This window comes from Paenibacillus sp. FW104-T2, assembly GCF_058789975.1.
This window is the reverse complement of record NZ_JBYTCE010000016.1, coordinates 25581-44859: the sequence shown is the minus strand read 5'-3', so window position 1 is coordinate 44859 and position 19279 is coordinate 25581. Positions and strand designations below refer to the sequence as shown.

Sequence of the window (19279 nt, the reverse complement as noted above, 5' to 3'; positions counted from 1 at the left end):
TAATCCTTGTTGTAAAATAATCTCTTTAATATTGTACCCTTTTCCTTTAAAATTTTACAATCAAGGATCATACAAATTCAAACAAAAAAAGGACCCCTGCCTAAGCAGGAGCCAAAGAGAGAGGGGTGAATACAAAATGGCAGCACTTCACGGACAGCAAAACACGATCTTCATTTCTTCTTCCGTAGAGCAAGAAATGTCGAAACACATGTACGATTCGCTGCCGCAGGAAGCCTGCGGGGTTGTGCTGGGTGAAGCTGCAGCGGGCGGCATACGAATCAGTCGGTTTCAGCCAATTCGCAACGTTGCGCCTAACCCGCTGCATCACTTCAGCCTGGATGAGGAGGAATGGATTCGTTGCATATATAACGAGCCACAGCTCATTGGTATCTTCCACTCACATCCGCGAACCAGTCCCGTACCGTCCCATCAGGACCTTATGGCCCTTCCAGCTTACGCCGAGTTAATCAAGGTGTATCTGATTGGCACGCCTGCTCTGACAAGCAAGTCTGAACCTAGTATGCATTTGAACGGTTATGAGATCCTGTACAAAGTGGAAGACCCAAGTAAGTCACATCAGCAAAAGTGCTATGATGTCCAGCCAGCACAACTACGCATGACTTAAATGGGTGTACAAGTCACCCAGTGTTTCTATATTTTTACGAGTCATATCCTCCAAATAACAGGACCATAGCTGCGCAGTCATCTTGGCGTCTTCCAATGCATGATGGCGTCCGTATATCGGGATCCCCCTTGATTCCAGCAGTTCATCGAGACCATATCCCGGTCTGTCCGGCTCCAGCCATCGAGCCAGCATCATGGTATCGATCAGCCGATGAGTCAGTCTGACCTTGGAGGTGCGCCACAGAGCAGCATTCAGAAATGCCCGATCATGCGCACTTGCATGTGCAACCAGTACACTGCCTCCAACAAAAGACATAAAATCATGCAGCCCCTCCAGCAGTGTAGGTGCATCAACGCACATCTGCTGTGTGATACCTGTAAGTTCGGTAATGTGTTCTGGTACTGCAGCTTTGGATTGAACGAGTGTATAAAACTGTTCTCCCTCCAGCACTACACCACCACTGATGCGCACGGCGCCAAATGATAGAATCTCATCTCCATGCTGCGGAGAAAAACCTGTCGTCTCCAAATCGAACACAACAGCATCCAATTCATTCAGCGGCGTATGCAGAACTTCCGGTCTGCGCTGCTCCCTCATCATTGAGCGAATGAACGCCATGTGTTGCGCCGTTGGGGCCCCCATTATGGAAGCGATGGCAGAAGGAACCCCTCCCTGACGCAGCGAATTCCAAAATCCAGTATTGCCCCTTGCCGGCTCTCTCATGGACGTCTCCTTTCTGCAAAACGAAGTTGTCTTTGCAGTGCACGATGCACACGTCGCACCTGTCCTAATGTATCCCGCAGTTCATAATGCATCTGTTTTTGCTTCATTTGTTTCTCATCCAGAAAACCACTGCTCTGCTGCAGCCCACCTCTAATGACTACCGGTGTACTGCGTCGAAACTTCAGTGCAATCATAAAAGCACGCCCTGCCGCATCAAGCAACGTGAGGGGAACCGCTTCAAGGGACACCAATCTCTGTATTCGCTTAAGCGTAGATGTTTCCTTGATTCCATGCTGGAGTGCCAGGAAACGTGCACTGTTTACCAGCGGAATGTATAGTCCATACTTGACGTCGAAACCGCCAGCATGCTCTCCAAACCTTTCTGTGACCACCTGACCGAGAATATTCAGGGTTGCCTTGTGTTTAACAGTATTGCGCAGCACAGCATCAGATAGCTCGGGAACGGCTCTGAACCCATCATAGAAGGCAGCAATCCATTCATCCGCCAGACCTTTCTCCCCTGCCACAAAACGCATATCCGAAGCGATGATCAAATTGCGTACAGGTTCCCACGCCAGATCCGACCTCCACGACCGAAGCTGTTCCTTCCAGGATTCCAGTGTTTTGCGCCATAACGGCTCCGAACACATCACTTTCCCTTCACATTTGGCATAGCCTAGCTCTTCAAGCATATCAGCCATTCGTCCCCCGAGTTGGGCAAAATACTCCTCTTTTCCCTCATGCGGGTTATCGCTGATGATCATGCCGTTGTCCTGATCACTCCATAATGTAGCTTCTTCCCTGCCTGAACTGCCAAAAACGATAAAGGCATAGGGGACGGGAGGCTGGCCGAAGCCTTCCTCTACCATCCCCTGGATGCATAACTCTACTGCTTTCCGGTATATCCGGTCATGCAGTTCATTTACCGTTTGGTACCACTCGATCGGCGACAAGGAAGCGGACAACAATTCCTGGAGTTCATTCTGCAAAACTACACGTGCCTGACGCAGCTCCTCGGAAGAAGCGGCACCATCGATCCCTTGATAGGACCAAGAATGGTTTATAAACGGGATAGGTTCCATCATGTCCTGCCTCCTTGAAGCGTGATTCAGTCATCATTCACCCTAGGAGCTGAACGTACCGCCACCGCTCGTTTTACCTTCAATACTTTTCATTTGCTCAGGGTACCCGTAAGTACCGTGCTCACTAAGATCCAGACCCATGGTTTCCTCTTCTTCAGTTACACGGATACCCATGATGGCTTTCATTCCGCCAAGGATAATGAAGGAAACAACCAGTACGAAGGCGAATGCGCCAGCCAGACCCAAGAGCTGAACTCCCAGCTGGTGGAATCCACCGCCGTAGAACAAACCCGCTTGACCTACACCTGCATTTTCAGCAAGCTCCGGAGTTGCGAACAATCCTGTGGAAATCGCTCCCCACATACCAGCGATACCGTGAACGGAGAAAGCGTAGATTGGATCGTCAATTCCTTTGCGATCGAAGTATTGAGCCGTGAAGAATGTAATAATACCTGCCAAAGCACCGATAACCAGAGCTGCCCAAGGTTCTACAAAGGCACAAGCACCTGTAATCGCAACGAGTGCCGCAAGAACACCGTTCAACATGCTTGGAATATCGGATTTACCAAGAACTGCCCACGAGATCAGCAGTGCAGCAACACCACCAGCAGCTGCGGCAACGTTTGTAGTCAATGCAACATAACCGAAGAATCCATCGCCCATAGCAGATAATGTGCTACCTGGGTTAAAGCCGAACCAACCAATCCAGAGGATGATTACGCCGAGCACGGAATATACTTGGTTGTGACCTGGAATGATGTTAGGTTTGCCATCTTTGTTATATTTACCAATACGCGGTTTCAAGAGGATCGTAGCTACCAATGCAGCTGTTGCACCCGTCAAGTGAACTACAGTTGAGCCTGCGAAGTCTTGCATACCCAGCTCTGCAAGCCAGCCGCCGCCCCATACCCAGTGAGCAACAACCGGATACATGATAATGGTATAAAGTGTTCCGAAAACAATATATACGCTCATTTTTGCACGTTCAGCCATACCACCGCAGGCAATGGCCAGCGATACCGCCGCAAAAGCGAGGTGGAATACAAATTTAATGGTAAGTGGGACATCGGAGAAGGCCAGTGATTCGAAGGATGCAGCCATTTGGTCACCACTCAGGAAAAATCCTGTTGTTCCAAAAAAGCTGTTTCCGTTACCGAAGCCAAGACCGAAGCCGAGAGCCCAGAAGGCAATAACCGAAATACCCAACGTCAGGATTGTCTTACCCGCAATATGTCCTGCATTTTTCATTCTCGTTGAACCTGCTTCCAATAATGCAAATCCCCCTTGCATCAAGAAAACCAGCACAACAGCCAGAAACGTAAAGGCTGAGTTTAGACCGCTTTGAAGTTCGATGTTAGTCGGCCCCTCAGCTGCAGCAAACGCGCTGACTGGGAAAGCCAGTAAAGTAAGCATTAATAACACCGAAACCAACCATTTCTTTCTCATGTACCCCACTCCCTCTTATGTTAAGTTTCTTCACATAACGTGAAACTCTTAATGTCATTATAAGCAGAAGACAGGAAAGTTGACAAGAGTATTTTAAACAAATCCAGAAATTATTTCTGGGAATAAAGTCATGCGTCTTTTTCTTGCACTTAAGTACATATTCATGTCCTATGAGCACATAGATATAGAAACACGATTTACAACGGATCAAAGCATAACGTTTGACTGTACGGTTAAAGATCATGTATCATAACTATTAGTAAGAAAAAAATTGGGCGGAGTCTGTAAAGCCGCACGTGGAATCGAATAGTTCCCTACATTAGAACTTGCAAGCGAGGTGAATACCATTGGGGATATGAAACTTTTTCGGATTGGCGAACTAGCCAAGACCGCTGGTGTGAGTGAACGGACGATTGATTACTACACGAAGCTTGGTTTGATCGCTCCTGAAGAGCGCACTGAAAAAAACTATCGTCTATATAGTGATGAAACTTTAACCAGACTAGAACGTATTGTACAGATGAAACAAGAGAAGTATAGTCTCGACGAGATTAAACAATCTCTTGAGAAGTGGAGCCTCGTTAGCACTGAAGAGCAGGTTGCCAGTAAACTGACAACACTTGAGCTCCACGTACAACAACTCGAGCGAGAGGTCAACGAGCTCAAACCGCTGCTTGGCGAGATGAAACCTGTACAAGCACGCAAAATGATGGCAGGCCTACTTACGAAAAGCGCCGGTACGATGGAAGCATTGAAGATCTTGCTTGAGAACACCATGATGTAGCTTAATATTAGAAAGCGGAGGAATGAATATGAGTTTTAATAACGGTATGTTCGTTTTGATCATTATCGCCTTTTTGCTCTCCTTATGGGCGCAATTTCGCGTTAAAAGTACATTCAACCGTTGGGCTGGCGTGCAAAACCTGAATGGCATGACCGGATATGATGCAGCACGTCACATGCTTGATGCCAACGGTCTGCACGATGTTCCAATTGAACCCGTTCGCGGCGCCCTCTCAGACCACTACGATCCAATTAACCGGGTTGTACGATTGTCTGAACCTGTATATTATGAAAATTCGATATCAGCTGTTTCCGTAGCCTGTCACGAGGTCGGCCATGCGATACAGCACAAGGAAAGCTATCCGATGCTGGCACTTCGCCACCGGATCTTCCCGATTGTGAACTTCGCATCCGGACTTGCACCTTTTCTGTTGATTGCCGGTTTTATCTTCAATGCCATGAACCTTGTTGGTCTCGGTATTATCTTCTTCTCCGTTACCGTTGCGTTCCAGCTCATTACATTGCCAGTAGAGTTCAATGCCAGCAATCGTGCTCGTGAAATCATGGTTTCTGAAGGTTACATTCGCAATGAAGAAGAAAAAGGCGTAGCCAAGGTACTGAACGCTGCAGCTTTGACGTATGTGGCCGCTGCACTGATCTCCCTGCTTGAGTTAATCCGTTACATCGGGATTTTCAACAGTCGCGACTAATTGAACAAATAGAAACAAAAAAAAACAATACCCCACCGTTTACTCGGATGGGGTATTGTTTTGCTGCAAACCGAAGTAGTTAAGTAAAAACGAACGAAATGATTGTGCTACAAGCGGCAATTTGTCATCCGCACGATGGATCAAACCAATGGTCCGCGTTACTTTGGGATGAGAAATGGCCACATGTGCCGGTTGTAGTGGATTGGTCTGGAAAAGCGCCATTTCTGGCAGCAGACTCACTCCCATGCCCGCTGCAACCAACCCGCGAATGGTATCCGTCTCTTCACCTTCAAAAGCAATTTTCGGTGTAAACCCTGCTTCCAGGCAGGCATGCCAGACGATCGGACGCAATGAGTACCCTTTGCTGAACAGTACAAATTTATCATCCTTGAGCTGTTCAAGTGCGATTTCCTCTTCTCCTGCAAGCGGGTGATTCGGAGGAAGAATGGCATGTAATTCTTCGGTTAGCACGATATCACCTGCGACCTGATCATGCTTTTCCGGGAAAGGTGATATGAAAGCCAGATCCACCTCAGCAGACAGCACGTCACGAATAAGCGTCGGATACATACCCTGTTTAAATCTGAATTTGACATTGGGATAACGCTGACGAAATGCGGCCACGACCGAAGGAATCAGATGGATACCCAGACTATGAGGAAAACCAATACGAATTTCACCATGTTCCGGATCCAAAAACTCATGAACTTCCCCGACTGCTTTGTCCAGATCCTTTAAAATCCCTTCAACACGTTTGCAGAAGAGCTGACCTACTGCGGTCAATTGCAGATTCCGCCCCTTTTGCATAAAGAGGTCAACACCCAGCTCTTCCTCCAGCTGATGAATCTGGCGACTCACTGCTGACTGTGCGACATGCAGCTCTTCAGCTGCCTGGGTCACATGCTCCTTTTGTGCCACTTTCAAAAAGTAATGCAACTGTCTTAATTCCACTCGCCTGATCTCTCCAATCTGCTATACCCTTCTTAGACCTGCCTGCATTCCGTCTTCAGATCATTACACCCATACGTGTTTATTGCTTTCTGAATTTCCTCGGCCTCCACAAACGGATAAGAAGTCCGTAAATAAAGAATCCACCCAACAATCCACCCAAATGAGCCATCCAGTTGATGCCCGACATGGCAAATGAGAAAATAATACCGAATGCAAGCAGTGTATACAACGTTTTGCGTGATCCTTCATCCATCATCGTCCGCTGGAACAGAGCAACATACAGAAACGCACCATAAATCCCGTAAATGGCTCCTGATGCACCTACAGAGATTGTTGTTTCTCCTGCAGAGTTATACCAGGCAAGCGCCAAAACATTACCCAGAACCCCGCTGCCTAGATACAATAAGCCATATCTTACCGATCCGAGCAAGCGCTCCATCGGAGGCGCAAATACAACCAACGCAAAGCTGTTAAACAGCAGATGACTGAAACCTGCATGAAGAAAAATGGACGAAAAATATCTCCACCATTCTCCCGAGAAAAACTCATGGTTAGTCAAAGCACCAAATTTCAGCAATGTCATCGTATTCGTCGATCCACCATTGGCAGCAAGTAATATAAACATCACGACATTGGCAACCAACAAAATTGACGTCAGCGGGAAAAACTTCAAATAACTTCTCCAATTTTCATACCGAATAAATATCATACGTTTTCCCTTTCACTCCACCCTGTTCAGATCTTCCTTCACTTGGTTTCATTATCATAATTGCATGCCCGAATTGGACAATGCCTTTCATAAAAGATTATAATGGATTTTGGCACGGATCACCAATTTAAGGAGGAACATTATTATGGCACAAGAACGTACAGGCGCAGCCACATTCAAAGGCAACCCTATTACATTGATCGGACCCGAATTGAAAGTGGGCGATCAAGCTCCCGATTTTACATTGAGCAAAAATCTGCTTGAAGATGCATCCCTGAAAGACTTCGCAGGCAAAATCAAACTAATCAGCGTTGTTCCTTCACTGGATACTGGAGTATGCGATGCCCAAACTCGCCGCTTCAATGTTGAAGCCGGAGAACTTGGCGACAATGTTGTCGTTTTGACGGTAAGCGTGGACCTTCCATTCGCACAGGAACGCTGGTGCGGAGCTGCCGGTGTAGACCGCGTTGTAACATTGTCCGATTACAAAACACGCTCTTTCGGTGAAAACTACGGTGTTCTGATCAAGGAATTCCAATTGGACATGCGTTCTATCTTCGTAGTGGATACGGAAGACCGGATTACATATGTGGAATATCTGCCTGAGATGACAGAATCCCCTAACTTCGAGCAAGCCATTGCTGCAGTAAAAGCTTTGCTGTAAAAGGAATCCACGTTCAGAACAAAAGCGAGGAAGGTTCACCTTCTCTCGCTTTTTGTTTTACCACCCATCTATTTCAATCGTTTGCCTTATATTTGGCGAGCTTCTTATCGAGTACAGAAAACAGATTCATGATCGTTCGATAATTGGAACCCAGATCTCCAAGCGAACCACGTGAAGCTGAATACATGTCTACAGCACTTCGAACCGGACTTACCGAAATAACAGAAACTGTAATATCCATGGTCCGCCCAAACGTCGTGCGTTTTTCCAGAATAATCTCTCCGACCGAAGGAACCTCATGAAGCACCTTATAACCCGGAATCTTTTTCAATGTTGAAGAAACTTCTTCCCAGGCTCTGTCTTTGGATAAATTATAATACCGTGTTTTTAATTTGGGATCCTTGGCTCGATCGCTGGTTCCCTCCATACTGCGGATGATACCGACGAGCGTTCTCTTTAAGGTCAAGACCCTTCCTCCTTTGAATGTAACCGTTCCATTTATGTATTCTAGTGTAACATTGTTCAGGTAGTAACAAAAGGGCGTAGCGCGCTTTTAACGCAAATACACTGGTCAAAACATAAAATTTCAAATAAAAAGCACCCTGAGCTTCCTGGATTAGAGGAAAGAGTCAGGGTGCTGTACTTGTAAAATAGGAACCCGCCATGCCGTCCGGCTACATTGTCTTATGAACCTGCTTAGCAGGTGGGTGACCGCAATAATGTATTATTTGAAGTCCCCATGTCGTATAGACAGGGCGTTTCAGCAACATTCTGTGTAGATCTCCCGAAGACATCATCATTGGTTCAAAACAACGAATAACCGAAACGTACATCGCAGGATGTACAGTTATTATATCCCTAACCGCGTAAAAAGTAAATGGTGACGCTCCATGTTTTATTTTTGCAGATTTTCGTTTTTCACGTCTGAAGCTTCAAGATCACCGATTTTATCTACTCCATCATCATTTTGCGCCGCTTCTTCCTCTTCCTTCTTCTGCTGCATTTTCTCCATCTGCTCCTGCATTTTCATGAAGGTTGCGTAGAAGTTAAAGAATGCAAACCAGGCAATGATACTGATAATAAAGAAGACAAACAATACCGGATACCGGAATCCAATGTAAAACAATAGTCCGCTTCCGAGCAATGTAGAGAACACACGAAACGGTCTGATCAGAGTCAAGAGTACTGCATTTTTAATAATGAGTCCGATTGACATATGATAGTGTACAACCATCGAAAAAAAGTTAAACAAGGAAACAAACAAAAGCAACAGCAGCACAAGCATGATAATTCCCACAAGCTGCATATTACGGAACTGTGTCATGTATACTGTGTAATCCAGATACATGATGGCAAAAAGCAAAGTGTAAAATATGCCCCCGATTAAGCTTTGTTTGTAGTTCTCTTTGTAACCTACAAAGAATGTACGGAAGATCGGTACATCCGTGTCACCCATATTCCATTTACGAACGACCGTAAAAAGGGCCGATGTTGCCGGAAACAGTGTAAGCGGTGCCACAATAGCTATAGCCCAGTTCATTTGCAATGATTCATTTGCGAGGTTCTGCTGCATAACGAGCAGTTTCATAATCAAGAAAAACAAGAACGGAGACGAACAAATAGCCCACAACAGATTGGTTGCGGCCAGTCTCGTAATCCACTCTGTAAGCCGATAGATCCCACCCATAGCTCCTTTAAATTCCAAACATTTCTCCTCCTCCGCAGCCTTGCGTATAACCTGAAGTCTAATATTAATATACCTTATTATTGATAGGAAAAGCCAGTACTTCCCGAAAACAGATCAGCAACCCTGCTTGTTATGGGTTCTACAGCGTAACGGATTCAGGCAATTTGAGACATAAAAAAAAATGGAGCAGCTGCCTGCCCCATTTCTTAAATCAATCTTGCATATTATTCAAAAGAGGAATCTTTCGCAGGACGACGTCCTTCGTTGTTGCTTGGACGTGGTTTGCGGTCACGGTTGTAACCACCTTCTCTGCTTCCACCGCCACTACTGTTGCGATCGCGATTGTATCCTCCACGTCCGCCACCACTGCTGTTGCGGTCACGGTTGTAGCCACCGCCGCCACCGCTGCGGTTGCCGCTGTAACCTGATGGCTTACGTCCGCCAGAGCGAACATCTGGTTTACGACGTTTCGCACGGATCGGATCTTCAGGAGTCAGATCAACTTGAGCATCTTTTTTGTCGCCTGTAAGGAGCTTCAGGGAAGCTGACAACAGTTGAACAGAATCGTATTGCTCAAGCAATTGGATAGCGATACCTTTGTATTCGTTCAGTTCACCATTTTGTACGATTTCGAGCAAACGTTCAGCTGTCAAACGTTGTTTTCCTTCTACTGCTTCAGCCAATGTTGGCAGAGGCTTACGAGGGATACGGTGACGAGTTACACGTTCAATAAAGTGCAGGTGATCAATCTCACGCGGTGTAACAAAGGACCAGGCAGCACCCTCTTTACCAGCACGTCCAGTACGACCGATACGGTGAACGTAGCTTTCCGGATCTTGCGGAAGGTCAAAGTTCACAACGTGTGTTACGCCAGATACGTCGAGACCACGTGCAGCCACGTCTGTTGCTACGAGTACATCAATGCTTCCATCACGGAATTTACGCATTACCGTATCACGTTGGTTCTGGGACAGGTCACCATGGAGACCGTCAGCTGAATATCCACGTTTTTGCAATGCTTCAGCCAATTCGTCAACACGACGTTTTGTACGACCGAATACGATTGCGAGTTCTGGAGATTCCATATCAAGCAAACGGCTAAGCGCTTCGAATTTTTGACGCTCTGGCACTTCAATGTACGCTTGGTCAATCAAAGGTGCGCTAACTTGTTTCGGGATAACAGACACGTGCTCAGGATTGGTCAGGAATTGCTGAGCCAATTTTTGAATGTTAGGAGGCATTGTTGCTGAGAAGAGCATCGTTTGACGATCCGCAGGGACTTGTTTCAGGATGGATTGGATATCCTCCATGAAGCCCATGTCGAGCATTTCATCTGCTTCATCCAATACAACAGTTTGTACATCTTCAAGTTTAATCGTTTTGCGGTTGATGTGATCCAGGAGACGTCCAGGTGTACCGATGATAATCTGTGGTTTTCTTTTCAGTGCACGGATTTGACGAACGATATCTTGTCCTCCGTAAATTGGCAGGGAGCGCAAACCTTTGAAGCGGGTAAGTTTTTCGATCTCTTCGGCAACTTGGATCGCAAGTTCACGTGTAGGTGCCATAATGAGGGCGCGGATTTTTTCGTCACTTTTGGAGATTTTGCTGATCAGCGGAATACCGAATGCAGCTGTTTTACCGGTACCTGTTTGAGCTTGGCCGATCAAATCTCTGCCTTCTAGCGCAATAGGGATCGATTTGGATTGAATCGGCGTCGCCTCTTCAAACCCGAGTTCGGTGATGGCTTGCAGCACCAGTGGTTCAAGATTGAAATCTACGAAATTTAAATTTGTCAAAATTATTCATACTCCTTCTATAGGGTGGACATGGTGGACAATCCACTTTGTTGTCTGTATTCTTAAGTAGCGTTAATATTTATAGGGTATCCCATATGGGCAAATTATTTTCATTATCAACATAATTCGTGAATGGGTCCCCAACATAAGACTAAAACTACATACATGTGTTTGAAACATTTCAAATTTTATCGTTCCATTTGGAAAAAGTTCCCTACTCAAGAATATCCACAAATCATTATATCACAAAACAATTCAAGATTACCAGCAATCTGGTTTTAAATATAAATGAGGTGATTAAATTGCCCAAAATAATATGGCACTCTTTAGTGATCATATTGGGTGCTGCAGCTATTGCCTGTGGCTTCAACTGGTTTTTGGTTCCCCATCAGCTGCTAAGCGGCGGGGTATCCGGTATTTCCATGCTTCTTGGTTATTTTACAAGTTTGAATCTTAGTATAATGTACTTTGTTCTCAACATTCCTCTGCTGGTCGCAGGTTGGTTTATTCTTGGACGACGATTTATTATATTAAGCATCGTGTCGGTAGCTGCCACATCCTGGTTTATTGGATTGCTGCCTGTTTTTGTCGTGGCAACAGACCCTCTGCTCAGCTGTGTGTTTGGCGGCGTGCTCGTAGGTCTTGGTACAGGCATCTCCTTCCGTGTAGGCGGTTCTACAGGAGGACTCGACATTGTGGGTTCCATCTTCACGCGTTACCGGGATTTCCCCATTGGTACCGTTATGGCGGGTATGAATGGAGCTATTATTATGCTCGCTGGTTATCTGAACAATGACTGGAATATTGCTCTCGCCTCCATGGTTTCGATCTACATTACAGGTAAGGTGCTTGATCTGATCCATATCAGCCATGTCAAGGTGACATTGTACATTATCACGAACGAGACGGAAGCCATGTTGAAGAAATTGCTGGTTCGTCCCCGTGGTGTCACTAAGATCAAAACTCAGGGAGCATACACCGACATTGAAAAGGACATGTTAATGACAGTGACTACTCGTTATGAGCTGGTTGAGATTAAACGCATCATCAAGGAAACCGATCCAAATGCGTTCGTCAATATCGTTGAGACAGTCGGTGTCATGGGTTCTTTCCGCCGAAGTTGAGACACATGTACGGTTAACAATTTATATAATTGTGGTATAATAATTGTGCACGGCTCCTAAATATGATGTATAGCAGGATCTGCCCTTCACTTTCACAGGCCATATGCTTTTCCGATTCGCCCCGAATGACTTACCATTTTGGAATTCGAGTAGGAAAGGGTGATTATTGTGGATATGGAAACGGTAAAACTGTTTGAAATCGTCAACAGATGGTGCCCGGAAATGCTCCCTTTCTTGAAACCGAATGAGCTCGATTCACTTATTGTTCTCCGGGATGGGCTGGGCATTCTGGAGCAGGGAGACGCAATGGAAATCATTCAGTACAGTATTTGTGAGCATCAGAACGACATCTACATTCAATAATATTTTTTTGATTAATCACGCCGCTTCTTGGGAGGTTCTCCTCGCAGGAAGCGGTTTTCATTTTTTCCGGAATGTTTCATCACTTGATTAATATGGTTAAAAGCCCAGAGGCTTTGTTATATAATTCAATCATGGAATGTACATAAAGGGAGTGGGAATAAAATGAATACGTTTTGGGCTTTACTGGCCATGGCCTTGGGAAGCTTCAGTGGAGTATCGGCAACAGCAGATCAGGGTGACCAGCAGCTTCAATCGTTAACAAATAGTTTTAACACCGCCATTATTCAATCCCAAAAGGATCAAGTCGTCATTGATGCGGATAATCCGCCTGCCAAAATTGACCCTCAGCCGGATGCTCCAGTTGTCAAAGGAATTTATGTTACGGCTTACAGTGCCGGCGGAGCCCGGATGAAGGAGCTGCTCGATCTGATTGATAATACAGAGCTTAACTCCATGGTCATTGATATCAAGGACGACCTCGGATACATAACCTACCCTACAGAGAACCAATCGTTACAGAAAATGGGCAAATCCCAACCGTTTATCCGGGATATTGACGCCTTGATGAAACGACTGCAAAAACACGAGGTCTACCCAATTGCACGGGTCGTTGTATTCAAAGATACGATCCTTGCCAAGAAAAATCCGGAGCTTTCCTTCCGAAACAAGGACGGATCGGTATGGGCCAATGGCAAAGGCGACAGTTTCGTTAATCCGTACAGCAAGGAAGTTTGGGACTATAATATTGAAATCGCCAAGGAAGCCGCCAAGCTAGGATTCAAGGAAATTCAATTTGACTATGTGCGTTTCCCAGAAGGCTTCGAGAACCGTGCCGATATATTAAAATACACCAAAACCGACAAATCGCGGGTCGATGTTGTTGCGGAATTTGTTCAATACGCCCGCAAGGAGCTTGCGCCTCTGGGTGTCCGGGTTTCGGTTGATATTTTCGGCTATGCGGCCTCTGTACCCGCAGCAGAAGGAATCGGTCAGGACTTTGTTAAAATCTCCGAAAATGTGGACGTGATCTCACCAATGGTCTATCCAAGTCACTACTCTACCGGATGGTATGGCGTAAAGGATCCTGACAAGGACCCTTACACAACGATCAAAGGCTCCATGGAGGATACACATAAGAAACTCGACCCAACCAAGGATCTTAAACCGGTAATTCGGCCTTGGATTCAGGACTTTACGGCCAGCTGGCTCGGCAGTGGACACTACATCAAATACGGCAAAAAGCAAGTCGAAGACCAGATTCGTGCAATGAAAGACATGGATGTGGATGAGTATCTGCTCTGGAATGCGTCCAATCGTTATACCTCAGGTGTGAACTATAAGTAAAGCACTCTTCCCTTAATTATCATCTTCCCGTTCCGCTCACGCGGAGCGGGATTTTTATTATTTTCGCCACGTAATTCCGGCCTTTCCCTGTTCAAATTCAGCAAAATCCACTACAATGAATAGCTGTCGTATGATAGTTTGATGATCATTATTATGAATAGCGAGGCACTTTCAAGTGAACATGACAACCACCCGTTTTTCGCAAAAAGTAAAGCAATTCCTGATCATATTTCTACCGATATTCACAACACAAATTGCCCTGTCTGCCATGTCTTTCTTCGACACCAATATGTCAGGCAAGTTTTCCCCTGCGGATCTCGCTGGTGTAGCTATTGGCACGAGTCTGTGGATGCCGGTACAAACCGGGCTTAGCGGTATTCTTATCGGAATCACCCCCGTGGTATCCCATCTGCTGGGTTCCAAGCGCAATGATCAGATCGGCCACAGCGTGATCCAGGCACTATATCTGGGCATCGCGGTGAGCCTAGCCGTTCTGGCCATCGGAGCCGTGGTACTTACCCCAATTCTGAACGGGATGCCTCTGGAGCCACGGGTTGCACGGGTAGCTTTTTATTTCTTAAGCGCACTGGCTTTTGGCATCATTCCACTGTTCGGATATACCGTGCTGCGCAGTTTTATGGATGCACTTGGACAGACACGAATAACCATGTTAATTACGTTAGTGTCACTTCCGGTTAATATTTTGCTGAATTATCTGCTCATCTTCGGACGTTGGGGTTTCCCCCAGCTGGGAGGTGTAGGCGCAGGCGTCGCTACCGCGTGTACATACTGGATCATTTTTTTGATCAGCATCTTCTTTGTTCACCGGATTGAACCCTTCGCCCAGTATGGCGTGTTCCGCCATCTCTCCGGCATATCGCTGGGCAAATGGAAAGAATTGCTCAAAATCGGGGTACCCATCGGATTCGCTACTTTTTTTGAAACGTCAATCTTTGCAGCCGTTACATTAATGATGAGCCGATTTGATACCATCACGATTGCTGCGCATCAGGCCGCTCTTAATTTCGCCTCTACGCTGTACATGCTGCCAGTGAGCATATGTATGGCCCTCACCATTCTGGTCGGTTATGAGGCGGGTGCAGGACGTTTAAAGGATGCCAAACAGTACAGCCTGCTTGGCATCGGCGGAGCTATTGTACTCTCGCTGCTCACTGCAGTCGTATTGCTCGTGTTCGGGGAACAAATTGCAGGACTGTATTCAAACGAGCAAGAAGTCATTGCGTTGACTCAGCATTTCCTGATATACGCCATCTTCTTTCAAATTTCAGATGCCATTGCAACACCGACTCAGGGTGCTCTTCGGGGATACAAAGACGTTAATCCTGCACTGATCATTACGTTTGTGGCTTATTGGATCATTGGCCTTCCAGTGGGATACATTACAGCTACGTATACAACGCTTGGCGCTTTTGGATACTGGATTGGCTTGATTGCCGGCCTCGCGGTCGGTGCTACAGCACTACTATGGAGGCTATTCCTGGTTCAGCGAAAAGCGGCCATCCGCATGATCGAGCAATCCCGATAAACCGATCGATATAACGCAAACAGATCATAATGCTGATTCATACAAAAAAGAGCACAGCCCGTTTAGACGGCGCTGTGCTCTTTTGCTTGTTGTTTATTGAGATAAACGTTGTGCAAGCTCGTAAGTGTTCATATCGAAATCCTTTTTGGTGTTAACGACTTTATCGATGTCTGTCAGAACAAGCTCACCTTTGATAATGCCACACCCCTTGTCGGTCTCTCCCGCGATCAGGCTGCGCACAGCAAAGTCTCCCAGACGGCTGGCAAGGTTGCGGTCAAACGGAGTCGGCGTACCGCCACGTTGAATGTGACCCAGTACGGTTACACGCGGCTCATATGTCGGACAGCGTTCCATCAGTTCTTTGGCCACATCTTCACCCTTGCCAACACCTTCGGCAACGATAATGATACTGTGGCGTTTGCCATGTGCAAAGTTGGCTTTCATCCGGTCTGCCACTTCATCCATATCAAATGGAACTTCAGGCACCAGAATCGTTTCTGCACCCGAAGCCAGTCCGGCATGAAGCGCAATATCACCACAGTGGCGGCCCATAACTTCAACGATGGAAGAACGTTCGTGGGAAGACATGGTATCACGCAGTTTGTTGACTGCATCTACCACAACACTTACTGCTGTATCGAACCCGATCGTGTAATCCGTAAACGAGATATCGTTGTCGATGGTTCCCGGAAGCCCCATTGTATTGATACCGAGTTTACTTAGTTTGTTGGCACCATTGTAGGAGCCGTCCCCACCGATTACAACCAGACCATCGATGCCGCGTGCACGAAGGATATCGGCTCCCTTTTGCTGGCCTTCAGCAGTATAGAACTCTTTGCAACGGGCGGATTGCAGAACCGTTCCCCCGCGCTGAATGATGTCACCTACACTACGCAGATCCATTGGGAATATATCGTTGTTCAACAGACCTTGGTACCCGCGTTGAACACCGTATACTTCAAGACCGTGGAACAGTCCGCTGCGAACGACCGCACGAACAGCCGCGTTCATTCCTTGTGAGTCACCACCGCTCGTTAAAACTGCGATTTTTTTTACTGCTGTCATGATGTTTCTTCCTCCTCTAGTTTCACTTCAGGCTTCCGCAACAATGCGCCTGACTTACATATGCTTGCGAATCCAGCGACTGAAGATAAAGAAAAAAACTCTGGTCATTGGACTCTTCTTCATCAAACGCTTGGATATGGCGCGAACTTCCTGCTGTTCGCTGACTTTGGGATCAGACAGGTAAATGGCAAGCAGTCCTTCGATAATCATCCGGTGAAAAGCACTTCCCGGAATATTCTGCACATCACTGCGGGCCATCTCCACAATAAAAGCAATGCGGTCTAGCATCGTCTCCACATTTTCGTAATAATTGCAGAAGTTGAGATCTCCACCGATACGATCTTCATCCTGATCGATTAAATAATCGAGCATAATGTGCAATGCGCATACATGCGGAAAATAGGCAGTATGGATTGAGGCCGCCTGCTCTTCAGTCAGCTGATCATCACTCGCAGCCAGAAACAGCATGAATACGCCCAGCGTAGAGCCGGTAGCGGCGGCAAATTCGTTCCAACGGAACTGAGGTGTACGGTGGCGATGCTCTGCCCACCACTCGAGCAGTGCCGTTTCTCTCAGTTCCGGTTTGATGTGCTTATATACCTGCAGGTCCGTGTATAGGCCTGCCAGATCCTGAATTTGAGGCTTGGCGGACGCATATCCAGGCAGCTGACGTGTGAGCTCCTGACATGTCGTCACCAGATTCCGTAAGTATCCACCATCGTCCTGCTCCTCACGGAGCGCATAATAATTGACCGGTGTTGCTTCGGGATCTACCGCATCAAGCATGGATTGATGGAGAAGCCGAAAATCATTCGGGTCCATCGATGTGCTGCGGTCGCACAGATTGTCCAAATAATCACTTATGGTTTGATAAGAAACGATGAGCGGAATCAAGATGTGCCTCTTAGGCATATCGGGCAAAGCATAAACCGTTCCACCCTCACAGTGAAACTGTTTGTCCTTGAGACTAGCCAGAGCCTGATTGCGCAATTCCTCATTCGGAATTTTCTCAGCCTTAGCTCTCCACTCAGCCAGTTCTTTCCGCGTTTCCGGAATGGTGTACTTGTACACCCTTCTCATCAATTCCAGCGGTCCCCGCGGATATTGATGTCGACTTTGATTAGATTGGCTCAAAATAAATGTGCCTCCACTTGGTTGAATACGTATTAGAGCGATTTTTAACCAATCCCATTATAATATGAACCCCTTAATTGTACAAATGATCTACCGCATAATCACGGGAAAAAATCGCTTCCGCCAACTAGCCTTTGTGATATACTAAGCATATTTCATCCATCAAAGGAGTCGTTGACATGATGTCAAGTGAGCCTCTCTCGTGGAGACGGTTATTTGCTTTTTTTGTACCGCTCGGCATATCCGCCTCTTTGGTTACCATTTCTCACGTAATTATTAATAGTACACTCGCCAGATCCGCCCATCCGGAGACGGTCATTGCCAGCTACGCCATTGCAGGCAGCCTGCTGACCCTTACGGAACGCCCCTCCACACTGCTGCGGCAAACCTGTTCTGCGCTGGTACGGGACCGCCTGTCCTTTCAGGCCCTCACTTTCGTCACCAAAATATTTCTTGCCTGCGTACTGCTGATCGGATTCCTTATCGTATACTCTCCCATTGGTACAGTGGTTTTTAAATATCTGTTCGGCGTGAGTCCCGATTTATTGTCCAAAGTAATCGATGTCTACGAAATCCTGATGTACGTCAGTATCTTCTCGGTCATTCGCAATATCTATCAAGGCATTATCATTACGAATAATCGGACCAAATGGCTGACGATAGGCATGTTATTTCGTCTTGGAGGCATGTATGGCCTATCCTTGTATTTCATCTATACAGACAGTATTAACAGTGGTCGTGTAGGCGCTATCATTTTTGCGGCAGGTATGATGATTGAAGCGCTCGTCAGTTTTCTTGAGGGAAACAGCATCAAGCGGAACATGCCAGCCAAGCTGGAGGATCATCCTGTCGAAAACAAAGGAGACGTTTTCCGCTTCTACAAACCGCTGCTGTTATCCAGTTTTGTCGCCTTGTTCATCGGACCTGTCATTAATATCGTGCTTGGCAAAACAACGGGTATTGCACTGGCCATCTCTTCTTTTGCTGTAGCCAGCAGTTTGATGCAGCTCATGTTAAGCTTTTTCACCTACATCCATCAAATTGTGCTTAATTTCTATGAGATTGATGCCAAACTGGTGAAAAAATTCGCACTGGTAACCGGATTCATTCCTTTTGCCATGACAGCAGCCATAGCCTATACGCCTCTAGGTCCATGGGTACTGGAAAATGTAATGAGCGTTCAGGGAAACCTGCTGCAGCAAAGTTTGTGGACACTGCGTGCCTTTGTGCTATTTCCGCTGATTTCGCCTTTTCTTGATTTCAGCAATGGGCTAATCCTGCTGCGGGGACAGACCAAAACGATGTTCCGCTCCCAGTCAGCCAATGCAATCTGTACCGTGATCGTCCTGCTCATTCTGGTCAGCATCTTCCCAGCTTGGAACGGCATGATTGGTGCAGTCGCCCAGTCCCTCGGTCTGCTGGCAGAACTGATCATTGTATGGCTCGTCATCCGGCGCACGCAGAAGGAACCTTCCATGTCTGCTCCACCGTCCCGCAAGTCGTCTTCACTTAAAGGCTAAATAT

19 protein-coding genes and 1 other RNA gene are annotated in these 19279 nt (G+C 46.6%); 9 read left to right on the top strand and 11 right to left on the bottom strand.

Annotated features, from left to right (window positions below; all coding sequences use genetic code 11):
* Window positions 1–136 precede the first annotated feature (136 nt).
* Window positions 137–625 carry a M67 family metallopeptidase gene (locus AC3WQ3_RS19575; RefSeq protein WP_492473218.1) on the top strand — a complete coding sequence of 163 codons (489 nt, stop codon included), beginning with the start codon at window positions 137–139 and terminating at the stop codon, window positions 623–625.
* Here AC3WQ3_RS19575 and AC3WQ3_RS19570 read toward each other — a convergent pair.
* Genes AC3WQ3_RS19570 through AC3WQ3_RS19560 form a run of 3 tightly spaced genes read right to left on the bottom strand, consistent with a single transcriptional unit; the run spans window position 611 to window position 3876 of the window.
* On the bottom strand, window positions 611–1348 hold the full coding sequence (locus tag AC3WQ3_RS19570; RefSeq protein WP_336779504.1) for an exonuclease domain-containing protein: 738 nt from the start codon (window positions 1346–1348) through the stop codon (window positions 611–613). The two genes, AC3WQ3_RS19575 and AC3WQ3_RS19570, sit on opposite strands and share 15 nt — an antisense overlap.
* Entirely contained in the window at window positions 1345–2430 is a 1086-nt protein-coding gene (locus tag AC3WQ3_RS19565) for a DUF294 nucleotidyltransferase-like domain-containing protein (RefSeq protein WP_419719982.1), read from the bottom strand. Before AC3WQ3_RS19565 ends, AC3WQ3_RS19570 begins: the two co-directional genes overlap by 4 nt.
* A gap of 42 nt (window positions 2431–2472) precedes the next feature.
* A complete protein-coding gene (locus tag AC3WQ3_RS19560) occupies window positions 2473–3876 on the bottom strand; it encodes an ammonium transporter (protein WP_154896024.1) in 1404 nt (467 codons plus the stop codon).
* 355 nt (window positions 3877–4231) lie between these two features.
* Between AC3WQ3_RS19560 and AC3WQ3_RS19555 the strand changes: the two genes are divergently transcribed.
* Both AC3WQ3_RS19555 and AC3WQ3_RS19550 read left to right on the top strand, forming a co-directional pair.
* A complete protein-coding gene (locus tag AC3WQ3_RS19555) occupies window positions 4232–4660 on the top strand; it encodes a MerR family transcriptional regulator (RefSeq protein ID WP_127536442.1) in 429 nt (142 codons plus the stop codon).
* 28 nt (window positions 4661–4688) lie between these two features.
* Window positions 4689–5369, top strand: a complete 681-nt coding sequence (locus tag AC3WQ3_RS19550; RefSeq protein WP_127536443.1) for a zinc metallopeptidase — start codon at window positions 4689–4691, stop codon at window positions 5367–5369.
* A 39-nt stretch (window positions 5370–5408) separates the two neighbouring features.
* Here the strand turns inward: AC3WQ3_RS19550 and gltC are convergent, their stop codons facing one another.
* Both gltC and AC3WQ3_RS19540 read right to left on the bottom strand, forming a co-directional pair.
* Entirely contained in the window at window positions 5409–6320 is a 912-nt protein-coding gene (gltC, locus tag AC3WQ3_RS19545) for a glutamate biosynthesis transcriptional regulator GltC (protein ID WP_127536444.1), read from the bottom strand.
* 79 nt (window positions 6321–6399) lie between these two features.
* The gene (locus AC3WQ3_RS19540; protein ID WP_492473216.1) at window positions 6400–7029 is read right to left on the bottom strand and encodes a rhomboid family intramembrane serine protease; all 630 of its coding nucleotides are present in this window, start codon (window positions 7027–7029) and stop codon (window positions 6400–6402) included.
* Window positions 7030–7174: 145 nt separating this feature from the next.
* On the opposite strand from AC3WQ3_RS19540, the gene tpx reads away from it, so the two are divergent.
* Window positions 7175–7693, top strand: coding sequence for a thiol peroxidase (gene tpx, locus AC3WQ3_RS19535; protein WP_154896023.1), 519 nt, complete (start codon window positions 7175–7177; stop codon window positions 7691–7693).
* A gap of 73 nt (window positions 7694–7766) precedes the next feature.
* On the opposite strand, the gene AC3WQ3_RS19530 is transcribed toward tpx, so the two are convergent.
* From AC3WQ3_RS19530 to cshA, 4 genes are all read right to left on the bottom strand, one after another.
* The gene (locus AC3WQ3_RS19530; RefSeq protein ID WP_154896022.1) at window positions 7767–8159 is read right to left on the bottom strand and encodes a DUF1499 domain-containing protein; all 393 of its coding nucleotides are present in this window, start codon (window positions 8157–8159) and stop codon (window positions 7767–7769) included.
* Window positions 8160–8344: 185 nt separating this feature from the next.
* A non-coding RNA gene (ssrS, locus tag AC3WQ3_RS19525) (6S RNA) lies at window positions 8345–8537 on the bottom strand.
* 51 nt (window positions 8538–8588) lie between these two features.
* Window positions 8589–9398 carry a YesL family protein gene (locus AC3WQ3_RS19520; RefSeq protein ID WP_127536446.1) on the bottom strand — a complete coding sequence of 270 codons (810 nt, stop codon included), beginning with the start codon at window positions 9396–9398 and terminating at the stop codon, window positions 8589–8591.
* Between the two features lie 206 nt (window positions 9399–9604).
* A complete protein-coding gene (gene cshA / locus AC3WQ3_RS19515; RefSeq protein ID WP_336779500.1) occupies window positions 9605–11179 on the bottom strand; it encodes a degradosome RNA helicase CshA in 1575 nt (524 codons plus the stop codon).
* 302 nt (window positions 11180–11481) lie between these two features.
* On the opposite strand from cshA, the gene AC3WQ3_RS19510 reads away from it, so the two are divergent.
* The 4 genes from AC3WQ3_RS19510 (at window position 11482) to AC3WQ3_RS19495 (ending at window position 15556) form a co-directional block, all read left to right on the top strand.
* Window positions 11482–12303, top strand: coding sequence for a YitT family protein (locus tag AC3WQ3_RS19510; protein ID WP_095288017.1), 822 nt, complete (start codon window positions 11482–11484; stop codon window positions 12301–12303).
* Window positions 12304–12477: 174 nt separating this feature from the next.
* Window positions 12478–12666, top strand: coding sequence for a hypothetical protein (locus tag AC3WQ3_RS19505; protein ID WP_170948057.1), 189 nt, complete (start codon window positions 12478–12480; stop codon window positions 12664–12666).
* A gap of 162 nt (window positions 12667–12828) precedes the next feature.
* A complete protein-coding gene (locus AC3WQ3_RS19500; protein ID WP_127536448.1) occupies window positions 12829–14010 on the top strand; it encodes a putative glycoside hydrolase in 1182 nt (393 codons plus the stop codon).
* 181 nt (window positions 14011–14191) lie between these two features.
* The gene (locus AC3WQ3_RS19495) at window positions 14192–15556 is read left to right on the top strand and encodes an MATE family efflux transporter (RefSeq protein ID WP_492473272.1); all 1365 of its coding nucleotides are present in this window, start codon (window positions 14192–14194) and stop codon (window positions 15554–15556) included.
* A 93-nt stretch (window positions 15557–15649) separates the two neighbouring features.
* Here AC3WQ3_RS19495 and pfkA read toward each other — a convergent pair whose 3' ends face one another.
* The gene (gene pfkA / locus AC3WQ3_RS19490; RefSeq protein WP_127536449.1) at window positions 15650–16621 is read right to left on the bottom strand and encodes a 6-phosphofructokinase; all 972 of its coding nucleotides are present in this window, start codon (window positions 16619–16621) and stop codon (window positions 15650–15652) included.
* A 54-nt stretch (window positions 16622–16675) separates the two neighbouring features.
* Entirely contained in the window at window positions 16676–17701 is a 1026-nt protein-coding gene (locus AC3WQ3_RS19485) for a tetraprenyl-beta-curcumene synthase family protein (protein ID WP_095288097.1), read from the bottom strand.
* A 233-nt stretch (window positions 17702–17934) separates the two neighbouring features.
* Between AC3WQ3_RS19485 and AC3WQ3_RS19480 the strand changes: the two genes are divergently transcribed.
* Window positions 17935–19275, top strand: a complete 1341-nt coding sequence (locus AC3WQ3_RS19480) for a polysaccharide biosynthesis protein (protein ID WP_336779497.1) — start codon at window positions 17935–17937, stop codon at window positions 19273–19275.
* The last annotated feature ends 4 nt before the right edge of the window (window positions 19276–19279 follow it).